Below are 13,870 nucleotides of genomic sequence, written 5' to 3' on the forward strand. Positions count from 1 at the left end.
CAGGTCAGCGGCCGGGGTGGTGCGGCGCTGGTGTGGTGGTGTGCGCCCGCCGGGTGGCGCAATCGCTCCCCTAATGGGTCTCGTCGAGGCTTCCGTACCCTTGGCCGGGTCGCTCGCACGGCGATCGGGCCCGGAGCGGGCGGCGGCGATGTCGGCGTGTCGCGCGCGTTGCGGGCTTCCATGGTGTTGTACACGGATCGGGCCCACCGCGCGAGCGGGGACCCGGGGTGCGTTCACCCGTATCGGCCAGTCGGGCCACCGGTTCAGGCCAGGCAGGCCGCCCCCGAGAAGCCCGTGTAGGCGCTGGGCCGACTGCGTTCGGTCTCGCCGACGGCGGTCGCCAGCCGGCGGATCGCCTCGGTCAGTGTCGCCGGATCGTGCGCGTACGGCAGCCGCACGTGGTGCTCGAAGGTCCCGTCCGTGCCGAAGTGGGTGCCCGCCGCGATGCGCACGCCGTGACGGGCCGCGGCCTCGGCCAGCGTCAGGCTGGAGGCGCCGTCGGTGCGCACCCACAGGGACAGGCCGCCGACCGGCATCGCGAACGTCCAGTCGGGCAACCGGTCGGCGAGCGCTTCGGCGAGCGCGCCCCGGGCGGCGCGCAGCGCCGGCAGCCGGCTCTCCAGGATCGCGTCCTCGTGGTCGGTGATCAGGTGGTGGGTCACCAGTTGGTCCAGCACGGGCGCGCCGACGTCGAAGGACGCGCGGGTGGCCGCGATCCGGCGGACCAGGTCCGGGGTGGCCCGGATCCAGCCGATCCGCAGGCCGCCCCAGAAGGTCTTCGAGGTGGACCCGATGGTGACCACGTTGTTGGTCCGGTCGAATCCGGCCATCGGCAGCGGCCGGTCCGTCGGGTCGACGTCCAGGGCCAGGTCGAAGCACGTCTCGTCGACGATCAGCGTGGTCCCGGTGTTGCGGGCCAGGTCCACCAGCGTGCGGCGGATCCCGGCGTCCGCGAGGTGGCCGGTCGGGTTCTGGTAGTCCGGGATCAGGTAGGCAAGTCGGGGCGCGGCCGTGCGCAGCGTGTCCCGCCAGGTCTCCACGTCCCAGCCCGTGTCCGTCATCGGCACCGGGACGAGCCGGTTCCCGGCCTGCCGGATGGCGTCCAACACGTTGGCGTACGTGGGCGATTCCACCGCGACCCGGTCGCCGGGGCCGGCCAGGGTGCGCAGCACCAGGGTCACCGCGGCCAGCGCGCCGGGGGTGACCAGGATCTGGTCGGGCGTGGTGGGCACGCCGCGGCGGGTGTAGCGCTGGGCCAGCGTGTCGCGCAGAACCGGCAGGCCGCCGGGCAGGTAGCCGTGGCCGGTGGTGTAGGTGGGCAGCGAGTCGGTGGCGTCGGCGACCGCCTGGTGCAGGGCGCGGCCGGGGCCGGGCAGGGCCGCGACGCCGAGGTCGATCACGCCGGTGGTGGTGCTCGGGCTCAGCCCTCGGGTGGGGATCTCGGTGTGCGTGCCGGGCAGAGTGGTCCAACTGCCGGAGCCGCGCCGGCTGGTCAGGTAGCCGTCGGTGCGCAGGAGTTCGTAGGCGGCGGCGACCGTGGTGCGGCTGATGCCCAGTCGGTCGGCGAGGCCGCGTTCGGCGGGCAGGCGCGCGGTCAGCGGGATCCGACCGTCCAGGAGCAGCGCGCGGATGCGATCGGCGAGCGTGCGGTACGCCGGGCCGGTGCGCGCCGCGGACTGGGTCGTGGTGGTCCAGGGGTGCAGGAGGTCGGCGAGGCGGGTGCTGCTGACGGTCAGGTGAGGCGCGCTCATCAGTCCACTCCTGTCGAATTGGCTATGGATCCGTGATCCGGTGTCGGCGATTGTTTCACCGTTGGCTCTTTATTGGCAGTCAGGTGACGAACGAGGTGCACGGTGGCTTGGTCGTGGGTCCGGCGATTGATCCAGTTGTATGCGGGGCTCACGCTGTACGGGTTCAGCATGGCGTTGATGATCCGGGCCGATCTGGGGCTGGACCCGTGGGACGTGTTCCATCAGGGGCTCGCGGAGCGGACCGGGTGGAGCTTCGGCGTGGTGACGATCGTGGTGGGCGCCGCGGTGCTGCTGCTGTGGTGGCCGATGCGCCAGCGTCCGGGCCTGGGCACGGTGAGCAACGTATTCGTGATCGGCGTTGCCGTGGACGCCTCGCTGCGGTGGTTGCCCGCGCCGGACGCGTCGGGCCGGCAATTGGCCTTCCTGGTCTTTGGAGTGGTGCTGAACGCGGTGGCGGGCGGCGCGTACATCGGTGCGCGGCTGGGCCCGGGTCCGCGGGACGGGCTGATGACCGGGCTGGTGCGGATCACCGGGCGTTCGGTGCGGCTGATCCGTACCGGCATCGAGGTGACCGTCCTGGTGGTGGGCTTCGCCCTGGGCGGGTCGCTCGGGCTGGGCACCGTGTTGTACGCGCTGACCATCGGGCCGCTGCTGCAGGTCTTCCTGCCGCTGCTGACCGTTCCCGAGCGGCGGTCGGAGGTCGCGGCCGGCGAGCCGGATCCGGTCGCCCCGGTCGCCCCGGTCGCCCCGGCCGCTGCGGTCGTGGAACAGCCCGGGACGCTGGCCCCGGCGCCGGCCGGCTAGGGACACCCCGGAGGCCGGCGAGCGCCGCCCCGATCAGGCCTGGTCGAGGGCTCCCTCGGCCGCGTGGATCGTGGTGCCGCGCACCGCGGTGCGCACGCAGCGCGGCAGCGGCAGGTCGGGAGCCAGGTCGGGCAGCCCGGGGGTGCCCGAGCGCGGGTCGGTGGACCAGCCGGAGAGCCGGCTGTCCGGGGCCTGGACGACCAGCTCGGTGGTGTCCCACACCGCGTAGGTGGCGGGCGCGCCGGGAACCAGCACGCCGGCGTCGTCGCGACCGGTCGCCCGGTGGCCGCCTCGGGTGTGCGCGGCGAAGGCGGCACGCACGCTGATGCGTTGCTCCGGCGTGCGGTGGAAGGCGGCGGCGCGCACGGTGCCCCACGGGTCGAGCGGGGTCACCGGCGCGTCCGAGCCGAACGCGAGCGGTACACCCGCGGCGCTGAGTGCGGCCAACGGGTTCATCAGCGCGGCGCGTTCGGCGCCCAGGCGGCGTACGTACATGCCGTCCGGGCCGCCCCACGCGGCGTCGAAGGCCGGCTGTACGGAGGCGGTCAGGCCCAGTTCGGCAAATGCCGCGACGGCTTGGGCGTCGAGCAGTTCGGCGTGTTCGACGCGGTGTCGAAGCGCGCGGAAGGCCGCGCCGTGCGGGCCCTGGATCAGCGCGCGGGCGGCGGCGGTGACCGCGCCGATCGCGGCGTCGCCGATGGCGTGGAAGCCGGCCTGGACGCCGGCTCGGGTGCACGCGGCGAGGTGGGCGGCCACCTGTTCGGCCGCGAGGTGCGTCAGGCCGGTGCCGGCGGCCGGGTCGTCGATGTAGGGCGCGTGCAGGCACGCGGTGTGCGAACCGAGCGAGCCGTCGATGAACAGGTCGCCGCCGAGGCCGTGCGCGCCCAGGTCGGCGCGCATCGTGCGGGCGTGCTCGGGGTCGTCGGCGAGCGCACCCCAGTAGCCGACCACGTCCGGGCCGGCTTCGTCCCGGGCCAGCTCCAGCAGCGCCCGGAAGTCGGCCTCGCCGGCGATCTCCGGCCCGCCGCACTCGTGCACCGTGCCGATGCCCAGCGCCGCCGCCCGGGCCCGCGCGACCCGCTGCGCGGCGATCCGATCGGCCGACGTCAGCGCGGCGTTGGCGGCGGCTCGCGCCGCGTGGTGCACGTTGCCGGCCAACGGCACGTCGCCGTGCTCGCCCGGGACCAGGGCGAGCAACGCGGGCGAGCACGCGGCGGAGTGCACGTCGGTGCGGGAGAGGTAGACGGTGGCGCCGCCGGTGGCCCGGTCCAACTCGGCCGGGGTGGGCGGGCGTCCCTCCGGCCAGGCGGTGTCGTCCCAGCCGTGGCCGAGCAGCACGTGGCCCGCCCCGTACAGGCCGCGCCGCTTGGCGTGGTCCTCCAGCGCGGAGAGCGCGTAGGCCAACGACGGTGCGCCGGTCAGGTCGAGCCCGGTCAGTGCGAGGCCGGTCGCGGTGGCGTGCACGTGCGCGTCCACGAACGCGGGTGTCACCAGCGCGCCCGCGAGGTCGAGCACCGCGTCGACGGCGTCGACGTGGGCGGCGGCTCCCTCGGCGCCGATCCAGGCGATGGTGTCGTCCTCGACGACCATGGCGGTCGCGAAGGGATCGGCCGGACTGTGCACGGCGCCGTTGCGCAGGAGGAGCGTGGTCATGGCCACCAGTGTGGCCCGCCCCGACCCGACCCCCGGCCGGAGGTCACCCCTTCGGGCGGGTGACGCGCGCCGCGCCCACCCTCGCGAAGCGGCCCGGGCAGCCTTGTCCGACCGACGTCGCGCGGCGCGGCGTGGTGCGGACGCCGGGGTCAGAACCGGGGCGCGCGCGCCTCGTACGGGGTGGACAGCACCACCGTCGTGCGGGTGGACACACCCGCCTGGAGCCGGATGCGGGCCAACAGGGTCTCCAGGTCCCCCGGGGTCGGGACACGGACCTTGAGGATGTAGCTCTCGTCCCCGGCCACGCTGTGACACGCCTCCAGTTCCTCGAGGTTCGCCAGCCGCTCCGGAGCGTCGTCGGGGGCGCTGGGATCGATGGGTTTGACCGAGATGAACGCGGTCAGCGGCAGGCCGATGGCCTCGGTGTCGACCACGGCGGCATAGCCGCGGATGATGCCGCGTTGTTCGAGTCGGCGCACGCGTTGGTGTGCGGCCGAGGTGGACAGGCCGGTGGCCTTGCCCAGGTCGGTGTAGCTCATCCGCCCGTCTTGCAGGAGCAGTTTGACGATCTGTCGGTCGAGGTCCTCCACACGACGAACCTAGGGCATCGGGGCGGGGCGTGGCGTCCCGATGCCGCGTCGGAGGCCGTCGTTACAGTGCCCCCATGGCCGCCCAGGACCGTGCCCCAGCGCTCGATCAGCTCGACCGCGCCCTGTTGCGGGTGACCGCGCGGGCCGACACCTCCGCCGCGCGGGCTCGGCAACTGCGATGGGTGGTGGGCGAGTTGCGCCGCGCAATGGTCCAGGACGGGTTCCCGGTCGAGGCCCGCGCCTCGCTCGCCGCATTGTTGTCGGCCGACCCGATGCGGCGCTATCTGGACCTCGCGCGAAGCGGGCGACTGCGCACCCGCGCGGTGGCGGGGGCAGGCATCTCCACGACGGCGAGCATGCGGGTGCGGATGGACTGCCTGGAGATCCTGGCCCGCGCGGGGTCGGTGCCGGCCGAGCTCCCGGAGCGACCGGCGATGCCCGAACTCAAGCCGCCGGTGGGCGCCCGGCAACGGTCGTTGTTGCTGGACTGGCTGGCCGCGCATGCCGACAGCGGCGGCGCGGACCCGGGTCGGATCCGGCTGTTCGCGCTGATCGGCGTGGTCCTGGACACCGGCGCGCGGGTGGGCGAGTTGTGCGCGCTGCGGCTGACCGACCTGGGGTCGGACGAGCACACGGTGCGGATCGTGCGGCGCCCGCAGGCACGCTCGGTCAACCCGGCGGTCACCGAGGTGCTGCCGCTGTCCGGTCCCACCCGGGCCGCGCTGGGCCGCTGGTTGGACGTGCGCGAGGAACTGGTGCGACACGTGCAGGGATCGGTGGCCGCCGTGTGGGTGTCGGTCCGGGGCAACCACTCCGGGGTGCCGGACCAGGACGGCAACTCCCGCCGCCGGCCCGCCGGGATGCCGCTGATGCCGCGCGGACTCGCCCGGGCGTACACGCGCACGGTGGTCCGACTGAACGTGGACATGGCCGGGCGGCCGGGCTGGGAGCCGGTGCCGTATCGGCTGGAGCAGTTGCGCAGGGCGGTGGACGCCACTGATGAAACCGGGCCGAAACGACAACCGGGCCAAGCGGCCGGGGGCATCCGACCGGGCGTCTCGAACCAGGACGTGTTCCGGGTTCAAAGGACGTGGTGAGTCGGAGGCCGGGGAGCCACACGGTGGTGCGGCGGGTCGCCGAACACGCCCCGGAGCGGAGCGTCGCAGCCGATTGTGCAGATCTCGCCGCCGTGCGGACTCCGCCATTCGCGGCCGGTGGGACGCCGGTGTGCGGGACAGGCGACAGGTGGTGCTTCGTCTGCTTGACTGTGCAACGCAATTGGGCTTGGCGTGGGGAGTGGGCATGGGTGCGCTGGATGGCGTCAAGGTGGTCGAGCTGGCCGGGATCGGACCCGGGCCGTTCGTCGGGATGATGTTGGCCGACGCCGGCGCCGGCGTCATTCGGGTGGATCGACCCGGAGGCGCGACGATGCCCTCGATGGTGGTCGGGCGCGGCCGGTTGGGCACGCTGGAGGTCGACCTCAAGGACCCGGCCGTGCGGGACTCGGTACTGCGGTTGATCGCCGGCGCCGACGTGCTCGTCGAGGGGTTTCGTCCGGGCGTCGCCGAGCGCCTGGGCCTGGGACCCGACACTTGCCTGGAGCTCAACCCCGCCCTCGTCTACGCCCGGATGACCGGCTGGGGGCAGCACGGGCCGCTCGCGCCCCGGGTCGGGCACGACATCAACTACATCTCCATCTCCGGGGTGTTGCACTCCTTCGCGCGCACCGGTGAGCGTCCGGTGCCGCCGCTGAACCTGGTCGGGGACTACGGCGGCGGCGCGATGTTCTGCGCGTTCGGCATCCTGGCCGCGCTCCTGGCCGCGCGCACCTCCGGGCGCGGCCAAGTCGTCGACGCGGCGATGACCGACGGATCGGCGCTGCTCAGCGCGTTCATCCACGGCATGCGCGGGCTCGGCGGCTGGGCGGAGCAGCCCGGTGGCAACCTGCTCGACACCGGTGCGCCGTTCTACGACGTGTACACCACCGCCGACGGACGGTACCTCGCCGTCGGTGCGATCGAGCCGCAGTTCTACGCCCTGTTGTTGGCCGGACTCGGGCTTGCCGAGGAGGAGTTGCCGGCGCAGATGGACAGGGCCGGCTGGCCGGTCCTGCGCGAGCGATTCACCGCGGTGATCGCCGGCCGCACCCGGGACGAGTGGGCGGCGGTCTTCGAGCCGCTGGACGCCTGCGTGACGCCCGTGCTGACCTGGGAGGAGGCCGCCGAGCACCCGCACAACCGGGCTCGGGAGACCTTCATTCACCCCGACGGCATGCTCCAGCCCGCCCCGGCCCCGCGACTGTCCGACACCCCGTCCACCGCCGGGGACGCCGCGAACCGGATCGACGCCGCCCTCCTCGAATCCTGGGGTCTGCCCCCGGAGGAAGCCGCAAAACTGGCCCAGGATTCCTGACCGAGGAAGCCGAAGCGGTCCGCGAGGTCCCAGCCGACGACCGCCTGCCGTGAAACCGCGTTCTCGAACCGAACGCTACGGGCGATGCCGGCGGGCACCCCCCTGCCCAAGCCGGCCCGAGCGCAGCGCCAAGCGCTCCGCGCAAACGTGCAGCATGGCATGCCCGTCCGACCCGTGCCCGAAAATCCGCGACAAATGTTTCACCACGTAGCGACCTCTCTACCATCGGTAGCCGCACCTGCCGACCCACGCGAGGAACCATGGACACCACCGCACTCACCAGCCCCTCCCTCCCGCGCGCTCGCGCTGCCGATCACATCGCGCGGCTGCTCGGCGAGACCGCACCCGTGCGGCAACGCGTGCTCCGCCACACCGTCTACCGCGACCTCACCGACATCACCGCGATCCGGGTGTTCATGGAGCACCACGTGTTCGCCGTCTGGGACTTCATGTCCCTGCTCAAGAGCCTGCAACGGAACCTGACCTGCGTCGAGATCCCGTGGGTGCCGCGCGGGGACGCGGAGATCCGGCGCATGGTCAACGAGATCGTGCTCGGCGAGGAGAGCGACACCACCTCCCTGGGTCCGCTCAGCCACTTCGAGCTCTACCTCGCCGCGATGGACGCCGCCGGCGCCGACACCCGCCCGGCCCGCCGCTTCCTCGGCCTGCTCGTCGACGGGGTCCCGGTGCCCGAGGCCGTCGCCGCGTGCGGCGCACCCGCCGGCGCCGCCGCGTTCGTGACGCGTACCTGGCAGGTCGTCGAGCACGCCCCGCTGCACTGCGTCGCCGCCTCCTTCGCGCTCGGCCGCGAGGAGCTCATCCCGCGCATGTTCGACCACCTCACCGCCCTCGACGACGTGCACGAGGGCCGGCTCGCGGTGTTCGGCGAATACCTCACCCGGCACATCGAGGTGGACGGCGACGACCACGGCCCGATGGCGCTGCGCCTGCTCGCCCAGTTGTGCGCGGCCACCCCGGACCCGGCCCGCGCATGGCGGGAGAGCGCCGGCACCGTCACCGTCTCGTTGCGCGCCCGCGCCGACCTGTGGGACGCGGTCCGCACGGCGATCGACGCGACCCGTCCCGGGGCCCGCTGATCCGGTTCCGCACTGCCCGGAGCCGTGTGACGTGTCATATGTTGGGCGCGTGACCCACGACGCAGCCCTCTACCCCACAGACCGCCTCGGCCGCGCCCGGAAGGCAGCCGCCGACGCGGGACTGGACGCCCTGCTCATCTCGCCCGGCGCCGACCTGCGCTATCTCACCGGCTACGAGGCGCTTCCGCTGGAGCGCCTCACGTGCCTGGTGGTGCCCGTCGACGCCGACCCGTTCCTGGTCGTACCCGGCCTGGAGAAGCCCGCAGCCCTCGCGTCACCCGCGGGAGCGCTCGGCATCGACGTGGCCGGCTGGGCCGAGACCGACGACCCGTACACACTGATCGCCGACCGGCTGCCCGCGGGCGTGACCCGGATCGGCTTGGACAACCACATGTGGGCGGAGAAGGTGCTCGCCTTCCGCGCCGCACTGCCCGCCGCCGAACAGTCGCTCGCCGGCGACGTGTTGCGCGAGTTGCGGATGCGCAAGTCCGCCGCCGAGGTGGCCGCGCTGCGCCGGGCCGGCGCCGCGATCGACCGGGTGCACGCCCGGGTGGGTGACTGGCTCCGGGCGGGTCGCACCGAGCGCGAGGTCGGTGCGGACATCGCCGACGCGATCATCGCCGAGGGCCACGTCCGGGTGGACTTCGTGATCGTCGGCTCCGGTTCGAACGCCGCGAGTCCGCACCACGAGCTGTCCGACCGGGTGATCGAGACCGGCGACGTGGTCGTGGTCGACATCGGCGGCACCACCGCCGACGGCTACTGCTCGGACGAGACCCGCACCTACAGCATCGGCGAGCCGCCTGCGGAGTTCCGCCGCTACTACGACGTGCTGGAGCGCGCCCAGGCCGCCCAACTCGCCGCGGTGCGACCGGGGTTGACCTGCGAGGCACTCGACGCGGTCGGCCGCGACATCATCACCGAGGCGGGCTACGGCGAGTACTTCATCCACCGCACCGGCCACGGCATCGGCCTGGAGAGCCACGAGGAGCCATACATCGTCGCAGGCAACAGCCTGCCCCTGGAGCCGGGCATGGCGTTCTCGATCGAGCCCGGCATCTACATCCCCGGCACGCACGGCGCGCGGATCGAGGACATCGTGGTCTGCGCGCAGGACGCCGGCGATCCGATGAACCTGCGCCCGCACGGGTTGGTCGTGCTGTAACCCTTCGAGGCGGTCGATTCCATGCCCACCGTCCACGAACGCCGCCGGGGCCGTGATCGGCCCGGCGTCCGCGGACCGGGTGCGGGTCGGCCGCCTCGACGGGTGTCCGCGGGGCCGCGTCGGTGCCGGGCGGGCACGGGTGGGTCGCCGTACGATCGTGCGCAACGACCGGGGGGCGAACCCCACCCGGTCCGCCGCCGGTCTCCGCCGGGTCCGGCCACCCTCCGGACCGCACGGAAGGACGTCCCCGATGCCCGTCACGCGCACGCTGCCCACCGACGAGTCCCGCGCTCTGCTGGACCTCACCCGGGAGATCACCGCCCGCGAGATCGTGCCCCGGGCCGCCGCCGACGAGGCCGCCGGGCGCTTTCCGCGCGAGGTGTTCGAGACCCTCGGCGCCGCCGGGCTGTTGTCGTTGCCGTACGCCGAGGAATACGGCGGCGGCGAGCAGCCGTACGAGGTCTACCTGCAAGTGCTCGAAGAACTGGCCGCCGGGTGGCTGGCGGTCGGCCTGGGAGTGTCGGTACACACGCTCGCGTGCCATCCGCTCGCCACGTTCGGCACGCCCGAGCAGCGGGCCGCGCACCTGCCCGCGATGTTGTCCGGCGAACTGCTCGGTGCGTACTGCCTGTCCGAGCCGCACTCGGGCTCGGACGCGGCGGCGCTGAGCACCAAGGCGGTGGCCGCCGCCGACGAGTACGTGCTCACCGGGACCAAGGCGTGGATCACGCACGGCGGCGTGGCCGACTTCTACACCGTGCTGGCGCGCACCTCGCCGGACGGTTCGCGCGGGATCAGCGCGTTCTTGGTCGACGCCGGGACACCGGGCCTGGCCTCCGCCGCGCCCGAGCACAAGATGGGGATGCGCTCCTCGCCCACCGCGCAGATCCACCTGGACGGCGCCCGGGTCCCCGCACAGCGCCGGATCGGCGCCGAGGGCCAGGGCTTCCCGATCGCGCTCGCCGCGCTCGACTGCGGCCGGCTGGGCATCGCCGCGTGCGCCACCGGGGTGGCCCAGGCCGCGCTGGAGCTCGCGAGCGACTACGCCAAGAGCCGCTCGCAGTTCGGCGGCCCGATCGCCGACCAGCAGGGCATCCGCTTCATGCTCGCCGACATGGCCACCGCGATCGAGGCGGGCCGCGCGCTCTACCTGTCCGCGGCCCGACTGCGCGACGCGGGACAGCCGTTCAGCCGCCAGGCGGCGATGGCCAAGCTGTTCTGCACGGACGCGGTGATGCGGGTGACGATCGACGCGGTGCAGATCCTCGGCGGCTACGGCTACACCACCGACTTCCCGGCGGAGCGCTACCTGCGCGAGGCCAAGTGCCTGCAGATCGTCGAGGGCACCAACCAGATCCAACGCATGGTCATCGCGCGGGACCTGCTGCTGCACGGATGAGCGCGAGTCCGTGCTTCGCGGCGGGCGAAGGGCGCCGCCTCGGACGGGTCCGAGCCCCCAGACCCGGCCACTTCGCCGCATGGGCCCTCGTGGCCGCCGCTCGCCGGGCCCGACGCGAAGGAACTGCCCGAGCCCGGCGGACGTCTCATCGACCATGACGCAATCCCACCCACGCCCACGCCTGCGGCCCGCGCGGCTCGGCGACTTGGACGCGATCGTCGACCTGCACACCCGGGCCCGCACCGCCTACTACCGGACCGGGGGAGCGGCCGAGCACGAGATCGGGGACCCGGCCCAGCCGGACCCTCTTGCCCACCGCCGGGACGCGTGGCGGCGGGCGGTCGACACCGACGCCCGGACGGTGGTGTGCGCGGTGGCCGGCAAACGTGTGGTGGGCGTCGCGGCGATGGGGCACGTGGCGGGCCCGGCCGGCGAGCTGTACCAGATCCACGTGCTTCCGGGGCACTGGGGGCAGGGTGTCGGCAGCGCGTTGCACGCCGCCTTCGTGCGCTTCCTGGACCGGGAGCGGCTACCCGAGGGGCGAGTGGAGGCGTGGCGGCGCAACGAGCGCGCGATGGCCTTCTACGCCCGCCGCGGCTGGTCCCCGAGCGGTGAACACCGACCGGGGCCCGCCGGGGGCGACTATGTGCGGATGCGGTTGGCCGCAGCCGGGTGAAGTGGCGCGCGGGACGGGCCGGCCCGCCGGCTCACGCGGTGTGCGAGAACGGCTGGGCCCGCCAGTCCAGGCCCGCCGGGAGCACCGTGACCGCAGGCCGCTTCGGCGCCGGCGGCGTGCGGCCGGCGACCCGATCGACCGGGTCGCCGAACACCGTGCCCGAGCCCGGACAAGCGCGAATCCCGAACGGATCCCGCGCGCTGGGGCACACCGCGTGGTCCGGCACCACCGACGCGTCGTCGGCGCCGACCGCGACCAGCACCACGCCGCACTGCGGGCACGCCCGTCGTACGCCGGCGGGCGGATCCACATCCGGGTCGAGTTCGAACGCGTCGTCCAAGTCCTCGACGAGAACGCGCGGTCGAGTGCCTGCGGGCGCGTCTACGGCGATACTCATGGGGCTCCCCCTGTCGCCACAGCGCCGTGGTGACGGCGCGCTCCGCCGACGATAGTGCGCCCGACCGGAACGTTGCAGTACCCATCCGAGGCTGATCGGCACGATGCGGGAATCGTCCGCAATCCTCCCGCCGAGCCGAGCCCGGGCGACGCCTCGGCAGCCGAACCTCGTTTGATCACGCCCGCGGCCGGCAGGTCCTCGACCGCGTCGCCGCCTCACATCCCGAGGTGGCCGAGGTCCGCGTCGACGAAGCCGGCGGCAACGCCGTGATCGACCTCGGCACCCGACCGGGCATCGACGCCGTCGGCTCGTCAGCCGCCTTGCATCCGCACGATCTGCAGCGCGATCGTCAGGTTCAGCCGCAGATGCGGATCCTGGGTGAACGGCCCCAACAGCCGCTCCAGCTTGGTGATCCGATACCGCAACGTGTTGTAGTGCACGTAGAGCCGGCGTGCGGTCTCGGCGACATTGAGGTTCGTGTCCAGCAATGCCTGCAAGGTGTTCCGCAGGTCCGCCGCCTCCGGGTCGCGCGGGTGGGCCAACGAGCGCAACGCCTCGCGCGCGAAGAGGTCCAGCTCGCCCGGATCCGGAATCAGACTCAGCAGCCGAAAGACGCCCAGTTGATCGAAGTCCGCCACCGCGCCCGGCCCGTGGATGCGCCGGCCCGCGGCCACCGAGCGTCGGGCCTGTTCGTACGCGGCCGGCAACGCGGCCAGGGATTGCGCCGGTCGGCTGATGCCGGTGGTGAACGAGCGGATCACGGTGCCGCAGTCCGCGTGCGCCACCGCCGCGAGTTCGGCGACCAGCCGCGTGGACTGCCCGTCGTCCGGCGCGCCGAGCAGGACGACCACCTCGCGCGGATACGCCGCGACGGCCGCCTCCGGCGCCCGCGCGGCGATCACGGTGGACCAGGCCAGGGCCAGTGCCTCCTGCCCGGCCCGGATGGCCCGCGCGTCGCCGCTCGCCGCGGGCGGGTCGGCCTCGGCGACCACGACCAACAGCGGGCCGCTCGGCAGCGCGGCCCATCCGGTGAGGTCGGTGCCGCGACCGGTGAGCAGGTCGCGCATCAGATCGCTGCGGTATTTGGCGTCCGATGCGGCCCGGGCGAGCCGGCCCGCGAGCCCGACCGCGGTTTCCACGATCGGCCGCCCGGCCGGGGGCGGGATCTTCGTCGGGGCGGCAGGAACCGAGGCGGCGGGAACCGGGGCGCCGGCCGCACTTGCGGCCGAACCGGACGCCGGGCGCGGGTCCTCGGCCGCGTCCCACGCCGTCGAGGCCCCCGCCACCCGGGCTCGCGGCACCGACATCGGTTCGGGGGCGCTCGCCCCGCCGCCCACCGCCTTGCGCCGCCGTGGCGGCAGCCTGCGCAGGGCGGCTCCGGCCACCACCGCACGCGCGGTCCCGCTCCAGCCGCCACTCTTGTCACCGGGACGAAGCGGTGGTTCGCCCCCGGTTGCCGTTCCGCCCGCGTCCCCGAGGTTGCCCATCCACCGACCGTAGCGTCACGAACACGCGCACGTCAGCATCGCGGAGAGCGTGCGGGCAGTGCACACCCGGAGTGCGCGGGGCGCACGATCCCCGATTCGGCGCCCGGCCCGGGGCGATCGTGGTCCGTGCGGAGATCTCCCGATGTGACGTACTTGGCCGTTGTATCCGGATCGCCATGACTTGCGGTGCAGCGGCAGTGCCGAATCGCTCCCGGCCCCGCGTCGAAACGAGGCCTCCGGTCGTTCCCCCGCGACCGAGGGCTTCCTCGTACCGCGCCGGTCCGATCGGCGCCCACCCCTTGGCATTTCGGGCGCCGGCACACCACCGCCCGCCTCCGTGGGAGGCACCTCACCACCCCAAATGCCGTTCGCCCCTCGGATTGCCGGGCCCCGCTCGGTACGATGCGCGGGGACGAACGCGTGGCGATGCGGACACCAT

Annotated in this window: 12 protein-coding genes; 7 read left to right on the top strand and 5 right to left on the bottom strand. The window is 73.7% G+C overall.

Going from position 1 to position 13,870, the window contains the following annotated elements; all coding sequences use genetic code 11:
• Positions 1-263 precede the first annotated feature (263 nt).
• The gene (locus tag ABZS54_RS02040; protein ID WP_355529765.1) at positions 264-1,751 is read right to left on the bottom strand and encodes a PLP-dependent aminotransferase family protein; all 1,488 of its coding nucleotides are present in this window, start codon (positions 1,749-1,751) and stop codon (positions 264-266) included.
• Between the two features lie 168 nt (positions 1,752-1,919).
• Between ABZS54_RS02040 and ABZS54_RS02045 the strand changes: the two genes are divergently transcribed.
• Positions 1,920-2,555 (top strand): hypothetical protein, encoded by a 636-nt coding sequence (locus ABZS54_RS02045; RefSeq protein WP_355529981.1) that lies wholly within the window; start codon positions 1,920-1,922, stop codon positions 2,553-2,555.
• A gap of 33 nt (positions 2,556-2,588) precedes the next feature.
• Here the strand turns inward: ABZS54_RS02045 and ABZS54_RS02050 are convergent, their stop codons facing one another.
• Both ABZS54_RS02050 and ABZS54_RS02055 read right to left on the bottom strand, forming a co-directional pair.
• On the bottom strand, positions 2,589-4,208 hold the full coding sequence (locus tag ABZS54_RS02050; protein ID WP_355529768.1) for an amidohydrolase family protein: 1,620 nt from the start codon (positions 4,206-4,208) through the stop codon (positions 2,589-2,591).
• Between the two features lie 149 nt (positions 4,209-4,357).
• Positions 4,358-4,798 (bottom strand): Lrp/AsnC family transcriptional regulator, encoded by a 441-nt coding sequence (locus tag ABZS54_RS02055; RefSeq protein ID WP_355529771.1) that lies wholly within the window; start codon positions 4,796-4,798, stop codon positions 4,358-4,360.
• A gap of 74 nt (positions 4,799-4,872) precedes the next feature.
• Here ABZS54_RS02055 and ABZS54_RS02060 point away from each other — a divergent pair, with 74 nt between their 5' ends.
• From ABZS54_RS02060 to ABZS54_RS02085, 6 genes are all read left to right on the top strand, one after another.
• On the top strand, positions 4,873-5,895 hold the full coding sequence (locus ABZS54_RS02060) for a tyrosine-type recombinase/integrase (RefSeq protein ID WP_355529774.1): 1,023 nt from the start codon (positions 4,873-4,875) through the stop codon (positions 5,893-5,895).
• A gap of 205 nt (positions 5,896-6,100) precedes the next feature.
• The gene (locus tag ABZS54_RS02065; protein ID WP_355529777.1) at positions 6,101-7,210 is read left to right on the top strand and encodes a CaiB/BaiF CoA-transferase family protein; all 1,110 of its coding nucleotides are present in this window, start codon (positions 6,101-6,103) and stop codon (positions 7,208-7,210) included.
• 260 nt (positions 7,211-7,470) lie between these two features.
• Entirely contained in the window at positions 7,471-8,307 is an 837-nt protein-coding gene (locus ABZS54_RS02070) for a DUF3050 domain-containing protein (protein ID WP_355529780.1), read from the top strand.
• A 49-nt stretch (positions 8,308-8,356) separates the two neighbouring features.
• Positions 8,357-9,472, top strand: a complete 1,116-nt coding sequence (locus ABZS54_RS02075; RefSeq protein ID WP_355529783.1) for a Xaa-Pro peptidase family protein — start codon at positions 8,357-8,359, stop codon at positions 9,470-9,472.
• 250 nt (positions 9,473-9,722) lie between these two features.
• Positions 9,723-10,871 (top strand): acyl-CoA dehydrogenase family protein, encoded by a 1,149-nt coding sequence (locus ABZS54_RS02080; RefSeq protein WP_355529786.1) that lies wholly within the window; start codon positions 9,723-9,725, stop codon positions 10,869-10,871.
• 154 nt (positions 10,872-11,025) lie between these two features.
• Positions 11,026-11,547: a GNAT family N-acetyltransferase gene (locus ABZS54_RS02085; RefSeq protein ID WP_355529789.1), complete on the top strand. Its 522-nt coding sequence runs from the start codon at positions 11,026-11,028 to the stop codon at positions 11,545-11,547.
• A gap of 31 nt (positions 11,548-11,578) precedes the next feature.
• Here ABZS54_RS02085 and ABZS54_RS02090 read toward each other — a convergent pair whose 3' ends face one another.
• Positions 11,579-11,944, bottom strand: coding sequence for a hypothetical protein (locus ABZS54_RS02090; RefSeq protein WP_355529792.1), 366 nt, complete (start codon positions 11,942-11,944; stop codon positions 11,579-11,581).
• A 311-nt stretch (positions 11,945-12,255) separates the two neighbouring features.
• Positions 12,256-13,431 carry a helix-turn-helix domain-containing protein gene (locus tag ABZS54_RS02095; RefSeq protein ID WP_355529794.1) on the bottom strand — a complete coding sequence of 392 codons (1,176 nt, stop codon included), beginning with the start codon at positions 13,429-13,431 and terminating at the stop codon, positions 12,256-12,258.
• Positions 13,432-13,870: the final 439 nt, after the last annotated feature.

Origin of the sequence: Embleya sp. NPDC005575, assembly GCF_040605455.1 — a bacterium.
GTDB lineage: Bacteria > Actinomycetota > Actinomycetes > Streptomycetales > Streptomycetaceae > Embleya.